At 73.3% G+C, this 13110-nt stretch carries 13 protein-coding genes; 1 reads left to right on the plus strand and 12 read right to left on the minus strand.

Features of this window, described 5'->3' with window-relative positions; all coding sequences use genetic code 11:
• Window position 1: 1 nt before the first annotated feature.
• The 12 genes from secD to pgsA all read right to left on the minus strand — a co-directional run bounded on the left by secD (window position 2) and on the right by pgsA (window position 11091).
• Window positions 2-1936: a protein translocase subunit SecD gene (gene secD, locus ACIBPC_RS12775; RefSeq protein WP_398843621.1), complete on the minus strand. Its 1935-nt coding sequence runs from the start codon at window positions 1934-1936 to the stop codon at window positions 2-4.
• A gap of 90 nt (window positions 1937-2026) precedes the next feature.
• Entirely contained in the window at window positions 2027-2497 is a 471-nt protein-coding gene (gene yajC / locus ACIBPC_RS12780; RefSeq protein WP_362967341.1) for a preprotein translocase subunit YajC, read from the minus strand.
• A 164-nt stretch (window positions 2498-2661) separates the two neighbouring features.
• Window positions 2662-3729, minus strand: a complete 1068-nt coding sequence (gene ruvB / locus ACIBPC_RS12785; protein ID WP_362967343.1) for a Holliday junction branch migration DNA helicase RuvB — start codon at window positions 3727-3729, stop codon at window positions 2662-2664.
• Window positions 3730-3761: 32 nt separating this feature from the next.
• A complete protein-coding gene (gene ruvA / locus ACIBPC_RS12790; protein WP_362967345.1) occupies window positions 3762-4382 on the minus strand; it encodes a Holliday junction branch migration protein RuvA in 621 nt (206 codons plus the stop codon).
• Window positions 4379-4930 (minus strand): crossover junction endodeoxyribonuclease RuvC, encoded by a 552-nt coding sequence (gene ruvC / locus ACIBPC_RS12795; protein ID WP_362967348.1) that lies wholly within the window; start codon window positions 4928-4930, stop codon window positions 4379-4381. The genes ruvA and ruvC overlap by 4 nt, the downstream gene beginning before the upstream one ends.
• A 140-nt stretch (window positions 4931-5070) precedes the next feature.
• Entirely contained in the window at window positions 5071-5823 is a 753-nt protein-coding gene (locus ACIBPC_RS12800; RefSeq protein ID WP_362967350.1) for a YebC/PmpR family DNA-binding transcriptional regulator, read from the minus strand.
• A 72-nt stretch (window positions 5824-5895) separates the two neighbouring features.
• Window positions 5896-6537, minus strand: a complete 642-nt coding sequence (gene pdxT / locus ACIBPC_RS12805) for a pyridoxal 5'-phosphate synthase glutaminase subunit PdxT (RefSeq protein WP_362967352.1) — start codon at window positions 6535-6537, stop codon at window positions 5896-5898.
• Window positions 6538-6553: 16 nt separating this feature from the next.
• Complete coding sequence (pdxS, locus tag ACIBPC_RS12810) at window positions 6554-7465, minus strand: pyridoxal 5'-phosphate synthase lyase subunit PdxS (protein ID WP_362967354.1); 912 nt, start codon at window positions 7463-7465, stop codon at window positions 6554-6556.
• Window positions 7466-7710: 245 nt separating this feature from the next.
• Window positions 7711-8265: a hypothetical protein gene (locus tag ACIBPC_RS12815; RefSeq protein WP_362967356.1), complete on the minus strand. Its 555-nt coding sequence runs from the start codon at window positions 8263-8265 to the stop codon at window positions 7711-7713.
• Window positions 8266-8287: 22 nt separating this feature from the next.
• A complete protein-coding gene (locus ACIBPC_RS12820) occupies window positions 8288-9448 on the minus strand; it encodes a glycosyltransferase family 4 protein (RefSeq protein WP_362967358.1) in 1161 nt (386 codons plus the stop codon).
• Window positions 9449-9517: 69 nt separating this feature from the next.
• Window positions 9518-10417: a phosphatidylinositol mannoside acyltransferase gene (locus ACIBPC_RS12825; protein ID WP_362967360.1), complete on the minus strand. Its 900-nt coding sequence runs from the start codon at window positions 10415-10417 to the stop codon at window positions 9518-9520.
• A complete protein-coding gene (gene pgsA / locus ACIBPC_RS12830; protein WP_362967363.1) occupies window positions 10414-11091 on the minus strand; it encodes a phosphatidylinositol phosphate synthase in 678 nt (225 codons plus the stop codon). Before pgsA ends, ACIBPC_RS12825 begins: the two co-directional genes overlap by 4 nt.
• 324 nt (window positions 11092-11415) lie before the next feature.
• Between pgsA and ACIBPC_RS12835 the strand changes: the two genes are divergently transcribed.
• Window positions 11416-13086 (plus strand): hypothetical protein, encoded by a 1671-nt coding sequence (locus ACIBPC_RS12835; protein WP_362967365.1) that lies wholly within the window; start codon window positions 11416-11418, stop codon window positions 13084-13086.
• Window positions 13087-13110: the final 24 nt, after the last annotated feature.

Consider the following 13110-nt stretch of genomic DNA (forward strand, 5'->3'; position numbering starts at 1 on the left):
CTCACGCCTCCTTCGGGTCGGACGGGACGGGGGCGGGCCGGCCGGTGCGGCGCAGGGGCGGCCTGGCGCCGAGCCGCTTCGGGTCGAGACCGGACCACGAGTGGCCCGAGGAGAAGAACTTCCGGCGGGCCAGGAGCGTCATCAGCGGCTTCGTGAAGAGGAAGACCACCGCGACGTCGAGCGCCGTCGTCAGGCCGAGCGTGAACGCGAAGCCCTGCACCTTGCCGACCGTGACCACGAACAGGACCGCGGCGGCGAGGAACGACACGAAGTCGGAGACGAGGATGGTGCGCCGGGCGCGGGGCCAGGCCCGTTCGACGGCGGGCCGCAGCGTGCGTCCCTCGCGGACCTCGTCCCTGATCCGTTCGAAGTAGACGATGAACGAGTCCGCCGTGATGCCGATGGCGACGATCGCACCGCAGACGGCCGGGAGGTTCAGCGCGAAGCCGATGGCCGGGCCGAGCAGGGCCATGATCGTGTAGGTGAAGATGCTGGAGACCGCGAGGCTCGCGAAGGCGATCAGGGCGAGGCCGCGGTAGTAGACCAGCATGTACAGCACGACCAGCGCGAGGCCGATGGCGCCGGCGATCAGACCGGCGCGCAGCTGCTCGCCACCGAGCGTCGGGGAGACGGTCGAGACGCTGGCCTCGTCGAAGCTCAGCGGCAGGGCGCCGTAGCGGAGCATGTTGGACAGGTCCTCGGCGGACTCCTGCGTGAAGCTGCCGGAGATCTCGGCGCTGCCGCCGCCGAGGCGCGTGGAGACGCTGGGCGCGGAGACGACCTCGCCGTCGAGCACGATCGCGAACTGGTTCTGCGGCTGCGGCTGGCTCGCGAGCTGGCCGGTCACGTCGCCGAACTTGTCGGCGCCCGCGTCGGTGAACCGCATCTGCACGATCCAGCCCTGGCCGCGCTGGGTGTCGAAGACGGCGCTGGAGTCCTCGATGTCGGTGCCGGGGACGGCGACCGGGCCGAGGGCGTACTTCCACTGGCCCTCGGAGTCACAGGTGATGATGCTGTCGCCGTCCTCCGCGGCGGCGGCCGTCCGGTCCGCCTCGAGCCGGGACTCGGGGGTGGAGCAGTCGAGCGCGTCGAGCTGGGCCTGGACGTCGGCCGCCGCGGCGGCCGCGGCGTCGCCGTCCTCGGTCGCGCCGTCGGCCGGGGCCTCCTCGGCGGGCGTCTCCTCGGCGGCGGGGGCCTCGGTGTCGCCCTCGTCGGTGCGGTAGGACGCGAAGCTCGCGGCGTTCGCGGTGGTGGCGCCGCCGGGGGCCGGCATGCCCTGGGCGTCGGGCGACTCCTCGTCGCTCGCGCCGCCCTCGTCCGCGGCACCCTCGTCGGTGGCCTCCTCCCCGGTGGCGCCCTCGTCCGCCGCGCCCTCGTCACCGGTCTCGGCGGAAGGGTCGTCGGAGGGGGTGTCGGCGGAGGGGTCGTCCGTCGGCTCCTCGGCCGGGTCCTCCGAGCCCTCCTCGGGCGCCGGGGACTCGCTGCCGTCCGGCACCGCCTGGGCGGGGACGGCGGTCATGACCGGCCGGAAGCCGAGCTGCGCCGTGGTGCCGACCTGCTCCCGCGCCTGCTGCTCGTCCGCACCCTTGGGGATGTTGACGATGATGTTGCGATCGCCCTGGGTCTGGACCTCCGCCTCCGAGACACCGAGGCCGTTGACCCGGCGCTCGATGATGTTGACGGCGGTGTTCATGTTGGTCGTGTTGATCGCTTCGCCACCGTCCTCGGAGCGGGCCTCGAGCGTGATGCTCGTGCCGCCGGCGAGGTCGATGCCCAGGCGCGGCGTGGTGTGACCGGAGAGGAACATGCCCCCGGTGAGCGCCACGATCGCCAGGAGCACGAACAGCAGGGACCTGCCCGGGTGCCCGTGGGCACCACGGGAGGCGGAGCCCCTTTTCCTCGGGGAGGGCCTGACGCCCTTCTTCGGTGTCGCCACCTTGTCGTCTTCTCTCTGTCCAACGACCGCGCCAGGGGGATCGCCGCGCGGCTCAGCGGGGTGACTGACGAACGGACCGTGCCGTCGTCGTCAGGACTTGGGTCCGTGCTCGCTGTCGTCGTCCGCGCGGGCGGCCGTCTCCTCGGTCTCGGACTTGCCGAGGTCCACGCGCCGGTCACCGGCGGCGGGGGCCGGGTCGGCGTCGTCGGCGGCGGAGTCCTCGGTCAGCGAGGAGGCGTCGTCGGGGACGAGGGGGGCGTCGTCGGCGTCGTAGGCCGGCTCGTCGTTGACGATGCGCTCGTACTCCTCCGCGTCGAGCACGGCGGCGACGGACCCCTTGGCGTAGACGGCGTGCACGCCGGGGGTGATCTCCAGGAGCAGCGTGTCCTCGCGGACCTCCTTGATCTGCGCGTACAGACCGCCGGCCGTGCGGACACCGGCGCCGGGCTCCATCGCGTTCCGCATCTCCATGAACTGGCGCTGCCGGGCTTTCGTGCCGCGCTGCATCATGAAGATGACGCCGACGATCATAATGAGGGGGAACAAAATCGCGATATCCACGATGCAGGAATTTCCTTCGCATGGCCGCTGACGCGGTCCGGCTATGGGGGGTGGGCATGCCGTCCTGTGCAGTGGATGGCATCGGCGGAGTCTAGGCGAGGCTTCGCCGCCGGAACAACGTCCAGGATGCTATCCGAGTTCCGGTACGGCGAAATCCGACGGTGTCACGGTCCGAACAATCCTTCTTGTCCGCCGTTCCCGCCGCCGGGAACCGGTGGTTCCAGGCCCATGTGCCGCCAGGCCGCCGGAGTGGCGACCCGCCCCCTGGGGGTGCGGGCCAGCAGTCCCTCGCGGACGAGGAACGGCTCGGCGACCTCTTCCACTGTCTCACGCTCCTCGCCGACCGCGACGGACAGCGTGGACAGGCCCACGGGCCCGCCGCCGAAGAGGTGCAGCAGCGCGTGCAGCACGGCGCGGTCGAGGCGGTCGAGGCCGCGCTCGTCCACCTCGTAGACCGCGAGGGCGCGGGTGGCGGCGTCCTCGGTGATCACGCCGTCGGCCCTGACCTGGGCGTAGTCGCGGACGCGGCGCAGCAGCCGGTTGGCGATGCGGGGGGTGCCGCGGGAGCGGCCCGCGATCTCGGCGGCGCCGCCCTCGGTGATCCGGACGTCGAGGAGTCCCGCGGAGCGGTGGATGACGCGTTCGAGTTCCGCGGTGTCGTAGAACTCCATGTGCCCGGTGAAACCGAACCTGTCGCGCAGCGGGGGCGGCAGCAGTCCCGCCCTGGTCGTGGCCCCGACGAGGGTGAACGGCGGCAGTTCCAGCGGAATGGCCGTGGCCCCCGGGCCCTTGCCGACGACCACGTCGACCCGGAAGTCCTCCATCGCCATGTAGAGCATTTCCTCGGCGGGACGCGACATGCGGTGGATCTCGTCGAGGAAGAGGACCTCGCCCTCGGTGAGCGAGGAGAGGATCGAGGCCAGGTCCCCGGCGTGCTGGATGGCCGGGCCGGAGGTGATGCGGATGGGCGCGTTCATCTCGGCCGCGATGATCATGGAGAGCGTCGTCTTGCCGAGTCCTGGCGCCCCGGACAGCAGGACGTGGTCGGCGGTGGCGCCCCGGGCGCGCGCGGCGCGCAGGACGAGGTCGAGCTGCTCGCGGACCCGGCCCTGGCCGATGAACTCGCCGAGGTCCCGGGGGCGCAGGGCCGCTTCGACGGCGAGGTCGTCCCCGTCCGCAGCCGACCGGACGAGACGGTCCTCGTCCTCGGTCGCGTACTCGTCCCGGGTCACGGGGATCGCCTCCTGGGGGGTGGGTGTGCGGGTCAGCGGGCGCGGTTGAGGGTCTGGAGGGCGGCGCGCAGCAGGGACGGGACGGACGGCTGGCCGCCCGCCGCCGTGACGGCCTCGGCGTCGGGGGTGACGGCGGTGACGGCCCGGTCGGCCTCGCGCTGGGCGTAGCCGAGGCCGACGAGCGCGTCGAGCAGCTGGTCGCGCCAGCCCGCCGGGGCCTGGGCGGGCAGACCGGCCGGGTGGGTGCCGACCGGTGCGCCGAGCCGGTCCTTGAGGTCGAGCAGGAGCTTCTGGGCGCCCTTCTTGCCGATGCCGGGGACGGCGGTGAGCGCCTTCTCGTCCCCGGTGGCGACCGCGCGCCGCAGCGCGTCGGGGCTGTGGACGGCGAGCATGGCCTGGGCGAGCCGGGGGCCGACGCCGCTGGCGGTCTGGAGGAGTTCGAAGACCTGGCGCTCGTCCTCGTCGGCGAAGCCGTAGAGGGTGAGCGAGTCCTCGCGGACGACGAGGGAGGTGGCGAGCCTGGCCTGTTCGCCCGCGCGGAGTCCGGCGAGGGTGCCGGGGGTGCAGTGCACGGCGACGCCGATGCCGCCGACCTCCACCACGGCGGTGTCGGGGGCCAGGGCGGCGACCGGTCCTGAGACGAAGGCGATCATGACGGGAGGGTGCCCTTCCGAGCGGGGGCCGTGGCGCGGCGGGCGGCGGCGTGGGCCTGTTGGAGGCGGGAGACCGCCGGAGCCCGCCACAGGTGGCAGATGGCGAGGGCGAGGGCGTCGGCCGCGTCGGCGGGCTTGGGGGGCGCGTCGAGCCGCAGCAGGCGGGTGACCATCGCGCCCACCTGGTCCTTGTCGGCGCGGCCCGAGCCGGTGACGGCGGCCTTGACCTCGCTGGGGGTGTGGAGGGCGACGGGCAGGCCGCGCCGGGCCGCGCAGAGCATCGCGACGGCGCTCGCCTGGGCGGTGCCCATGACGGTGCGGACGTTGTGCTGGCTGAACACCCGCTCCACGGCGACCGCTTCGGGCCGGTGGGTGTCCAGCCACTCCTCTATGCCGCGCTCGACGAGGACGAGGCGCCGTGCCGTGTCGAGGTCGGCCGGGGTGCGCACCACGCCCACGCCGACCATGCTGAGCCGGCGGCCCGCGAGGCCGTCGACGACGCCGATGCCGCAGCGGGTCAGTCCTGGATCCACGCCGAGCACGCGCACCGACGGCCTCCCTCGTTCGCCCGTTCCGGCCAGGTCGCGACCGGTCCGTCCGGCTCCTCCGGCCGGTCTGCCCGGCAGGCTACCGGCCCGCACTGACAACGCCGGGCAGCGGCGCGTGACCGGCGCCGCGGCGGGGTGGGTCAGGCCTCGACCTTGGCCATGATCTCGTCGGTGACGTCGAAGTTGGCGAAGACGTTCTGCACGTCGTCGCTGTCCTCCAGGGCGTCGATCAGGCGGAAGATCTTGCGCGCGCCGTCCTCGTCCAGCTCGACCTGCATGGTGGGGACGAAGCTCGCCTCGGCCGAGTCGTAGTCGATACCGGCCTCCTGCAGCGCGGTGCGGACGGCGACCAGGTCGCCTGCCTCGCTGACGACCTCGAACGAGTCGCCCAGGTCGTTGACCTCCTCGGCGCCCGCGTCGAGCACGGCGCCGAGCACGTCGTCCTCGGCGAGGCCGTTCTTTGGGACGAGGACGACGCCCTTGCGGTTGAAGAGGTACGAGACCGAGCCGGGGTCGGCCATCGAGCCGCCGTTGCGGGTCATGGCGACCCGGACGTCGGAGGCGGCGCGGTTGCGGTTGTCGGTGAGGCACTCGACGAGGACCGCGACGCCGTTGGGCCCGTAGCCCTCGTACGTGATCGCCTGGTAGTCGGCGCCGCCGGCCTCGAGTCCCGCGCCGCGCTTGACGGCGCGGTCGATGTTCGTGTTCGGGACGGAGCTGCGCTTGGCCTTCTGGATGGCGTCGTAGAGGGTGGGGTTGCCGTCCGGGTCACCGCCGCCCGTGCGGGCCGCGACCTCGATGTTCTTGATCAGCTTCGCGAACAGCTTGCCGCGCTTGGCATCGATCACGGCCTTCTTGTGCTTGGTGGTTGCCCACTTGGAGTGGCCGGACACAGCGCTGCTCCTTCGATGTCACCGAGTACTTCAACCGACGTGGTGATCCTACCGGCAGCCCGCTACCGCGGGTCACGCACCGTCGGCGCCCGCCGCGCGTCCGACCATCCCGACGAACAGCCGGTGCACCCGGTGGTCGCCGGTCAGCTCGGGGTGGAACGCGGTGGCGAGCAGGTTCCCCTGCCGCACGGCCACCGGGTGGCCCTCGTGCTCGGCGAGCACCTCGGCCGCGGCGCCGGTGGACTCGACCCAGGGCGCCCGGATGAAGACGCCCTCGACCGGCCCGCCCGGCACGCCCGCCACCTCCACCGCGGCCTCGAACGACTCGTTCTGCCGCCCGAAGGCGTTGCGCCGCACGATCATGTCGATGCCGCCGACGGTCTCCTGGCCCGAACGCGGGTCGAGGATCTTGTCGGCGAGCATGATCATCCCGGCGCAGGAGCCGTACACGGGCATCCCGGCCCGTACGCGCTCGCGCAGCGGTTCGAGGAGGCCGAAGGCGGCGGCGAGCTTGGAGATGGTGGTGGACTCGCCGCCCGGGATCACCAGGGCGTCCACGGCGGCGAGTTCATCGGGCCTGCGGACCTGCCGGGGCTCGGCCCCGGCGGCGGCCAGGGCGGCGAAGTGCTCGCGGACGTCCCCCTGGAGTGCGAGGACGCCGACGACGGGCCCCGCGGCGGCGGACGTGGCGGTGGCGGTGGCGGGCTCGGTCACGTGCGCGGGCTTCCCCTCACCAGCCGCGGGTGGCGTAGCGCTCACCCTCGGGCAGGACGTCGATGTTGATGCCGACCATGGCCTCGCCGAGGCCGCGCGAGACGTCGGCGATCACCTTCGGGTCGTCGAAGAAGGTCGTGGCCTTGACGATGGCGGCGGCGCGCTTGGCCGGGTCGCCGGACTTGAAGATGCCGGAGCCGACGAAGACGCCCTCGGCGCCCAACTGGCGCATCAGCGCGGCGTCGGCGGGGGTGGCCACGCCGCCGGCGGAGAAGAGGACGACGGGCAGCTTGCCCAGCTCGGCGACCTCGCGGACCAGCTCGTACGGGGCGCGCAGCTCCTTGGCGGCGGCGAACAGCTCGTTGTTGTCGAGCGCGCGCAGGCGGCCGATGTCGCCCTTGATCTGGCGCATGTGGCGGACGGCCTCGACGACGTTGCCGGTGCCCGCCTCGCCCTTGGAGCGGATCATCGCGGCGCCCTCGGCGATGCGGCGCAGGGCCTCGCCGAGGTTGGTGGCGCCGCAGACGAACGGCGTGGTGAAGGCCCACTTGTCGGTGTGGTTGACCTCGTCGGCCGGGGTGAGGACCTCGGACTCGTCGATGTAGTCGACGCCGAGCGCCTGGAGGACCTGGGCCTCGACGAGGTGGCCGATGCGGGACTTGGCCATCACGGGGATGGAGACGGCCTCGATGATGCCGTCGATCATGTCGGGGTCGGACATGCGGGCCACGCCGCCGTCCTTGCGGATGTCGGCCGGTACGCGCTCCAGCGCCATGACGGCCACGGCGCCCGCGTCCTCGGCGATCCTGGCCTGCTCGGGCGTGACGACATCCATGATCACCCCGCCCTTGAGCTGCTCGGCCATGCCGCGCTTGACGCGGGCGGTGCCGGTCTCGGGGGTACGGGGAGTGCTGGGGGACGTGCTCACGGATTCGACCTCACTCGGCGGTTTCGGCGGTACGGGCGGTGTTCTGCGAGGGGCGCGGCGGTGCGAACGGGACGGACGGCCGCGAACGTGACGGGACGGTCACTCCATCGTAAGCCCGTTCGGATGCCGTCCCGCGGGGCCCGGCGAGGGGCGCGAAACGGCGGACGGCTGATGCCACACGTCCAGGAAACCGCGCGGTGGCCTCCGGGAAAAGGGCCAATCGTCCCCAGGTGGACCGCTGCCGGTCAGGAACCGACGCGCCCGGCCGCGTACTCGACCAGGACGGGCGGCGGCTCGTCGTCCATCTCGAACGCCATGGGGAACGGCGCGTGCCCCGCCAGCCGGAACCACCGGACCATCCGGTGCCGCCGCAGGGCCCGCGCGGCGCGCACCGCGTCGTTGTGGAAGCGGCGGGCCATGGGGACGCGGCGGACGGCGGCGGCCAGTTCGTCGGCGGTGTCGTCGCCGCCGGGCGCGTCCCGTACGACGCGCAGCTGCGTGGTGTCCGCGAGCACGGCGCGCAGGGCCTGGCTGAGCTCGTTCTCGGCGACCTCGCGCTGCTCCTCCGGGGCGAGCCTGGCGCCGTGCGCGGCCTGGTAGAGGACCATCGAGGCGGCGGGGTCGAAGATCCCGGCGGTCGCGACTTCCTGGGCGATGGACGCGCGGCGCAGCAGCTGGGCGTCGAGGGCGGCGCGGGCGGCGTCCATGCGGGCGTGCAGGCGGTCGAGCCGGCCGGCGGTCCAGCTGAGGTAGCCCGCGAAGAGGACGAGCACGACGGCGATCCAGATGACGGTGGTCACGCCGGGTCACCCTAGTGCCAGGTCAGTCGCGGGCGAAGCCGAGCCTCCCCAGCAGGCCCGTCCTGTCGTCGGGCGCGACGGCGCCCGCACCGGCCGCCACCGTCTCGTAGACGGCGAGGATGTCGGCGCCGACCGTGGCCCAGTCGAAGCGGCGGACGTGCGCGCTGCCGCGTTCGCGCAGCTCGGCGAGCCGGTCGGGCGCCCCGAGCAGGCGCACGGCCGCCGCGGCGAGCGCGTCGGCGTCCTCGTTGGGGAACAGCTCCCCCGCCTCGCCGCCGTCGAGCACCTGCGCGAAGGCGTCCAGGTCGCTGGCCAGGACGGGCGCGCCCGCCGACAGCGCCTCGACCAGGATGATGCCGAAGCTCTCACCGCCCGTGTTGGGCGCCACGTACAGGTCGACGCTGCGCAGCAGCCGCGCCTTGTCCTCGTCGCTGATCATGCCGAGGAACTCGACGCGGTCCCGCATCCCGCGGGGCAGCCCGGCGACGGCCTCCTCCGTGTCGCCCCGGCCCGCCACGAGGAGCCGGGCCCCGGGCCGCTCGGCGAGGATGCGGGGCAGGGCGCGCATCAGGACGGGCAGGCCCTTGCGCGGCTCGTCGATGCGGCCGATGAAGCCGATCGTGTCGCCCTGCCACTCCGGCCTGGGCTCGGCGCGGGCGAAGAAGCCGACGTCCACGCCGTTCGGGATGACGACGGCGTCGCCGCCGAGGTGCTCGACGAGCGTGCGGCGGGCGTACTCGCTCACCGCGATGCGGGCGCTGATCTTCTCCAGCGCGGGCTGGAGGATGGGGTAGGCGGCGATCATGGCGCGGGAGCGCGGGTTGGACGTGTGGAAGGTCGCGACGATGGGGCCGCGCGCCGCCCAGCAGGTCAGCAGGGCGAGGGAGGGTGTGGCGGGCTCGTGGACGTGGAGGACGTCGAAGTCGCCCTCGTGCACCCAGCGGCGGACGCGCGCGGCGGAGAGGAAGCCGAAGTTGAGCCGCGCGACGGACCCGTTGTACGGGACGGGCACGGCGCGCCCGGCGCACACGGCGTACGGCGGCAGGGGCGTGTCGTCGTCGGCGGGCGCGAGGACGGAGACCGTGTGGCCGAGTCTGATCAGGTGCTCCGCCAGGTCCCTGACGTGGAACTGCACGCCGCCCGGGACGTCCCAGGAGTACGGGCAGACGATGCCGATCCTCATGCCGTGCTCCCTCTCACCCGCGTCTCACCCGCACCGTCCTGTCCATCCGCTCCGCCCGCCGCCCCCGCCTCATGCTCCGGCACGCGGCGGGATGTCGCCCGGCCACATCCGCTGGAGCATGTGCCAGTCCTCGGGGTGCGCGGCGATGGCTCCGGCGAAGGTGTCCGCCAGGGCCTGCGTCATGACGGCGGTCTTCTCCGCACGCGTACCAGTGTCGGGCACGGGGACGGGCGGGTGGACGCGTCCCTGCATGACCGGTGAGTCGTCGTACCACAGGCTCACCGGCAGGAGCAGCGCGCCGGTCTGCTGGGCGAGCAGCGCGGGCCCGGCGGGCATCCTGGCGGTGTCGCCGAAGAAGTCGACCTCGACGCCGGAGCGGGTCAGGTCGCGGTCGGCGACGAGGCAGACGAGGCCGCCGGTCCGCAGCCGCCGCGCGAGGGTGCCGAACGAGGCGCCGCCGGTGTGCGGCAGCACCTGCATGCCGAGGCCCTCGCGGTAGGCGACGAAGCGGTCGAACAGCGACTCGGGCTTCAGGCGCTCCTGCACGGTCGCGAACGGCGTGCCGAGCGCGGTGACGACCCAGGCGCCGGCGAGGTCCCAGTTGCCCATGTGCGGGAGGGCGAGGACGACGCCGCGCCCGGAGGCGAGCCCGTCGGTGAGCAGGTGCGCGTCGGCGGGCGCGAAGGCGGTCCTTATCCGGTCGGCGCCGTAGACGGGCAGCCGGAAGGACTCGATCCAGTAGCGCAGGTAGCTGCGCATCCCGGCCCGGGACAGCTCGCGCAGGCGGTGGGGGCCCGCGTCGGGGACGACGCGGGCGAGGTTCGACTCCAGCCGCAGGACGCCCTTGCCCCGGCGGCGCCACGCGGTGTCGGCGATGCGGCGGCCGAGCGCCATGGCGGCGGGTTCCGGGAGGCGTTTGACGGCGCTCCAGCCGAGGCCGTAGAGGGCGTCCGAGAGGCGTTCCCTCATGCGGTGCCGTGCCCCTTCGCCGCGGCCTCGGCCGCCTCCGCAGCGTCCGCCTCGGCGGCCTCCCGGCGCACGGTGACCATGCGCTGGACGAGGGTGACCAGGCTGCCCGCCGCGACGACCCACAGCGCGATCGGCAGGAGGACGCCGATGTGCGGCACGTCGAACGTGCGCTCCCAGCCGGCGAAGCCCGCGAGGACGAGAGTGATGACGAGGCGCTCGGCGCGTTCCACCAGGCCGTTGACCTTCACCGGCATGCCGATGCTCTCGCCGCGCGCCTTGGTGTAGGAGACGACCTGGCCGCTGGCGAGGCAGAAGAGGGTGACGGCGCACAGCATCTCGTTGTCGCCCTGGCCCGCGTACCACAGCGCGATGCCGGAGAAGATCGCGGCGTCCGCGACCCGGTCGAGCGTGGAGTCGAGGAACGCGCCCCAGCGGCTGGACGTGCCGATCTGGCGCGCCATGTTGCCGTCCACGAGGTCCGAGAAGACGAACAGCGTGATAACGACCGTGCCCCAGAAGAACTCGCCCCTGGGGAAGAAGGCCAGCGCGCCCGCCATCACTCCGGCCGTCCCTATCAGGGTGACCATGTCGGGGGTCACGCGCAGGCGGATCAGCAGGGCGGCGAACGGCGTGAGGACACGCGTGAAAAAGGCACGCGCGTACTTGTTGAGCATGTCCTTCCCAGGGGTCGGAGCGGCCGCGTGGTCGGGCGGCCACCGGAAGGGCCCATCGTAGTCACGCCGCCGCCGGGCCCGTGCGGCGCCCGTGGGCCGGGCGGGGACATGGCCGGGTGCAGGGGCGGGGACGTGGGCCGGGAGGCGGGTGGGGAGGACGGGGCGGCGGGTGCCGGGAAGTTGGCCGGAGATGGTCCGCGGGCCGGGTGGGGCGGGCCGCGCGCCGCTAGGCTTGCGGCCGTTCAGGTGTGTGCCGCGCCCGGCCCTGGGGAACTGCCCTGTCAGCGGCCGGTGTTCGGCGGCGGTCGAGAGCTGGGGGTGCCCATGGCGGGTCTGGACGGCGGCGGGACGGGAGTCGAGTTCGATTTCGCGCCCGGCGCCCAGGTGCCCCTGTCCGGGGCGAGCAGCGGGCTGACGGGCGTGGCGAACGCCATCGCGTCCGTGGCGTACCGGGACACTCCGCCCGAGGAGATCAGGACGCCGAACGAGGCGGCCGAGGTGAAGACCGGGCGCTTCTCGCTGCTGGAGCCGAACCTGGGCGAGGCGTTCACCCGGGCCGTGGAGAAGCGGATGCTGGCGGACGGCCGCAAGCCGCTCGTCCAGTCGTTCGGCGTCGATCCGCAGACGGTGGTCGAGCACGCGCTCAACGCGAAGCGCATCCGCAAGCAGCGCGACCGGCAGCTGACGGCGATCATGGTGGCGTTCGGCGTGCTGTTCCTGCCGGGTGTGCTGTTCTGGCTGGGGCTGTTCCAGCTGCGGCGGACGTTCGCCGGGTCGCAGGGCCGCCGCGCGGGCGCGCTGGGCACGGTGCTGCTGTTCCTGCTGGCCGGGGTCGCCGTGCTCGCGGTGCTGGCCATCCCGGCGGACGGCGTCGTGCAGCTGTACGTATGGGCCATGCTCCCCGCGCCCGTGCTCGGCTGGTTCCTGGCGCGGGAGGTCTGCGAGCGGACGGCCAAGAACCTGCGGGCCCACTGGTCGGCGCTGCTCGGCGGCGGCGGGGCGGGCGCCCGTATCCCCGAGGCGGTGCCGCGCAACCCGAACGACGCCGAGGCCGAGCGCCTGCGCGTCGGCCTCGCGAAGCTCAGGGCGGAGCAGGCCAGCAACATGGTCCACTACGCCGGGCCCAAGGGGATACTGGGCATGGGCGTGCGCTGGGGCAGCTGGCAGCTGGCGGAGGAGCTGCGGCCGAAGGATTCCGGCCGGGAGATCGACCCGTTCCGCAGCTGGGACGTGGCGCGGGCGATCGGCGACCAGCTCAGGATGCTGGAGCGCGGGCCGCTGCACACGGGCGGGTTCACGCCGCCGTCGATAGTGCACTGGGTCGTGCGGCACGTGGGCGAGGGCGCGGGCGAGGTGTCGCGCCCGGACGGTCCCGCGGCCGACGGGTTCAGCTTCAGCAACATCGAGGTCCAGCGGATCTGCAACGAGCAGCAGTACGACAAGGGCGACCGGCACTATGTCGGCGCGCAGTTCATCCTCTGGGACGGCGAGCTGATCATCACCATGATGATCAGCGTGACCGTGCTGCACCACACGCTGCGCATCGAGGTGACCGGGCACGCGCTCGGGCCGCTGCACGGCTGGTTCAGGAAGGGCCCGGACACGCCGACCCGCGAGTTCCGCGACCCGCTGCGGCCGTGGAAGAAGCGCAAGCAGAACCTGCCGCTGGTCAAACCGCGCGAGGTGGTGCGGCTGGCGGCGCGGGCGCCGCTGACGTGGTTCCCCGACCGGCTGGACAAGTGGGGCGGGACGATCAGCCTGCCGGAGCCGTTCGGCCTGCGGCACACGTGGGCGGAGAAGCCGTGGCGGCACCGCTTCATGGTGGACGACGTGCTGCGCACGGCGACGCCGGTACTGCGCGTGGCGCACGCGGCGGCGATAAAGGTGCTGGCGGAGAACGGCGTGGAGATCGCCCCGTTCGACAGCCGCTCGCAGGCGCTCAGCGGCCAGGTGGAGGCGGCGGAGCCGCGCCAGGCGGACGAGTACAACATGTGACCCCGCGCTCCGGCCGCGCGCGGC

The organism is Streptomyces sp. NPDC049879 (genome assembly GCF_044461265.1).
Lineage (GTDB): Bacteria > Actinomycetota > Actinomycetes > Streptomycetales > Streptomycetaceae > Streptomyces.

Excerpts from the sequence above, each read along its gene's own strand:
- ruvA (WP_362967345.1), bottom strand. The coding sequence starts at position 4,382 with ATGATCGCCTTCGTCTCAGGACCGGTCGCCGCCCTGGCCCCCGACACC.
- ACIBPC_RS12835 (WP_362967365.1), top strand. The coding sequence starts at position 11,416 with ATGGCGGGTCTGGACGGCGGCGGGACGGGAGTCGAGTTCGATTTCGCG.
- ACIBPC_RS12820 (WP_362967358.1), bottom strand. The coding sequence starts at position 9,448 with ATGAGGATCGGCATCGTCTGCCCGTACTCCTGGGACGTCCCGGGCGGC.
- ACIBPC_RS12825 (WP_362967360.1), bottom strand. The coding sequence starts at position 10,417 with ATGAGGGAACGCCTCTCGGACGCCCTCTACGGCCTCGGCTGGAGCGCC.
- pgsA (WP_362967363.1), bottom strand. The coding sequence starts at position 11,091 with ATGCTCAACAAGTACGCGCGTGCCTTTTTCACGCGTGTCCTCACGCCG.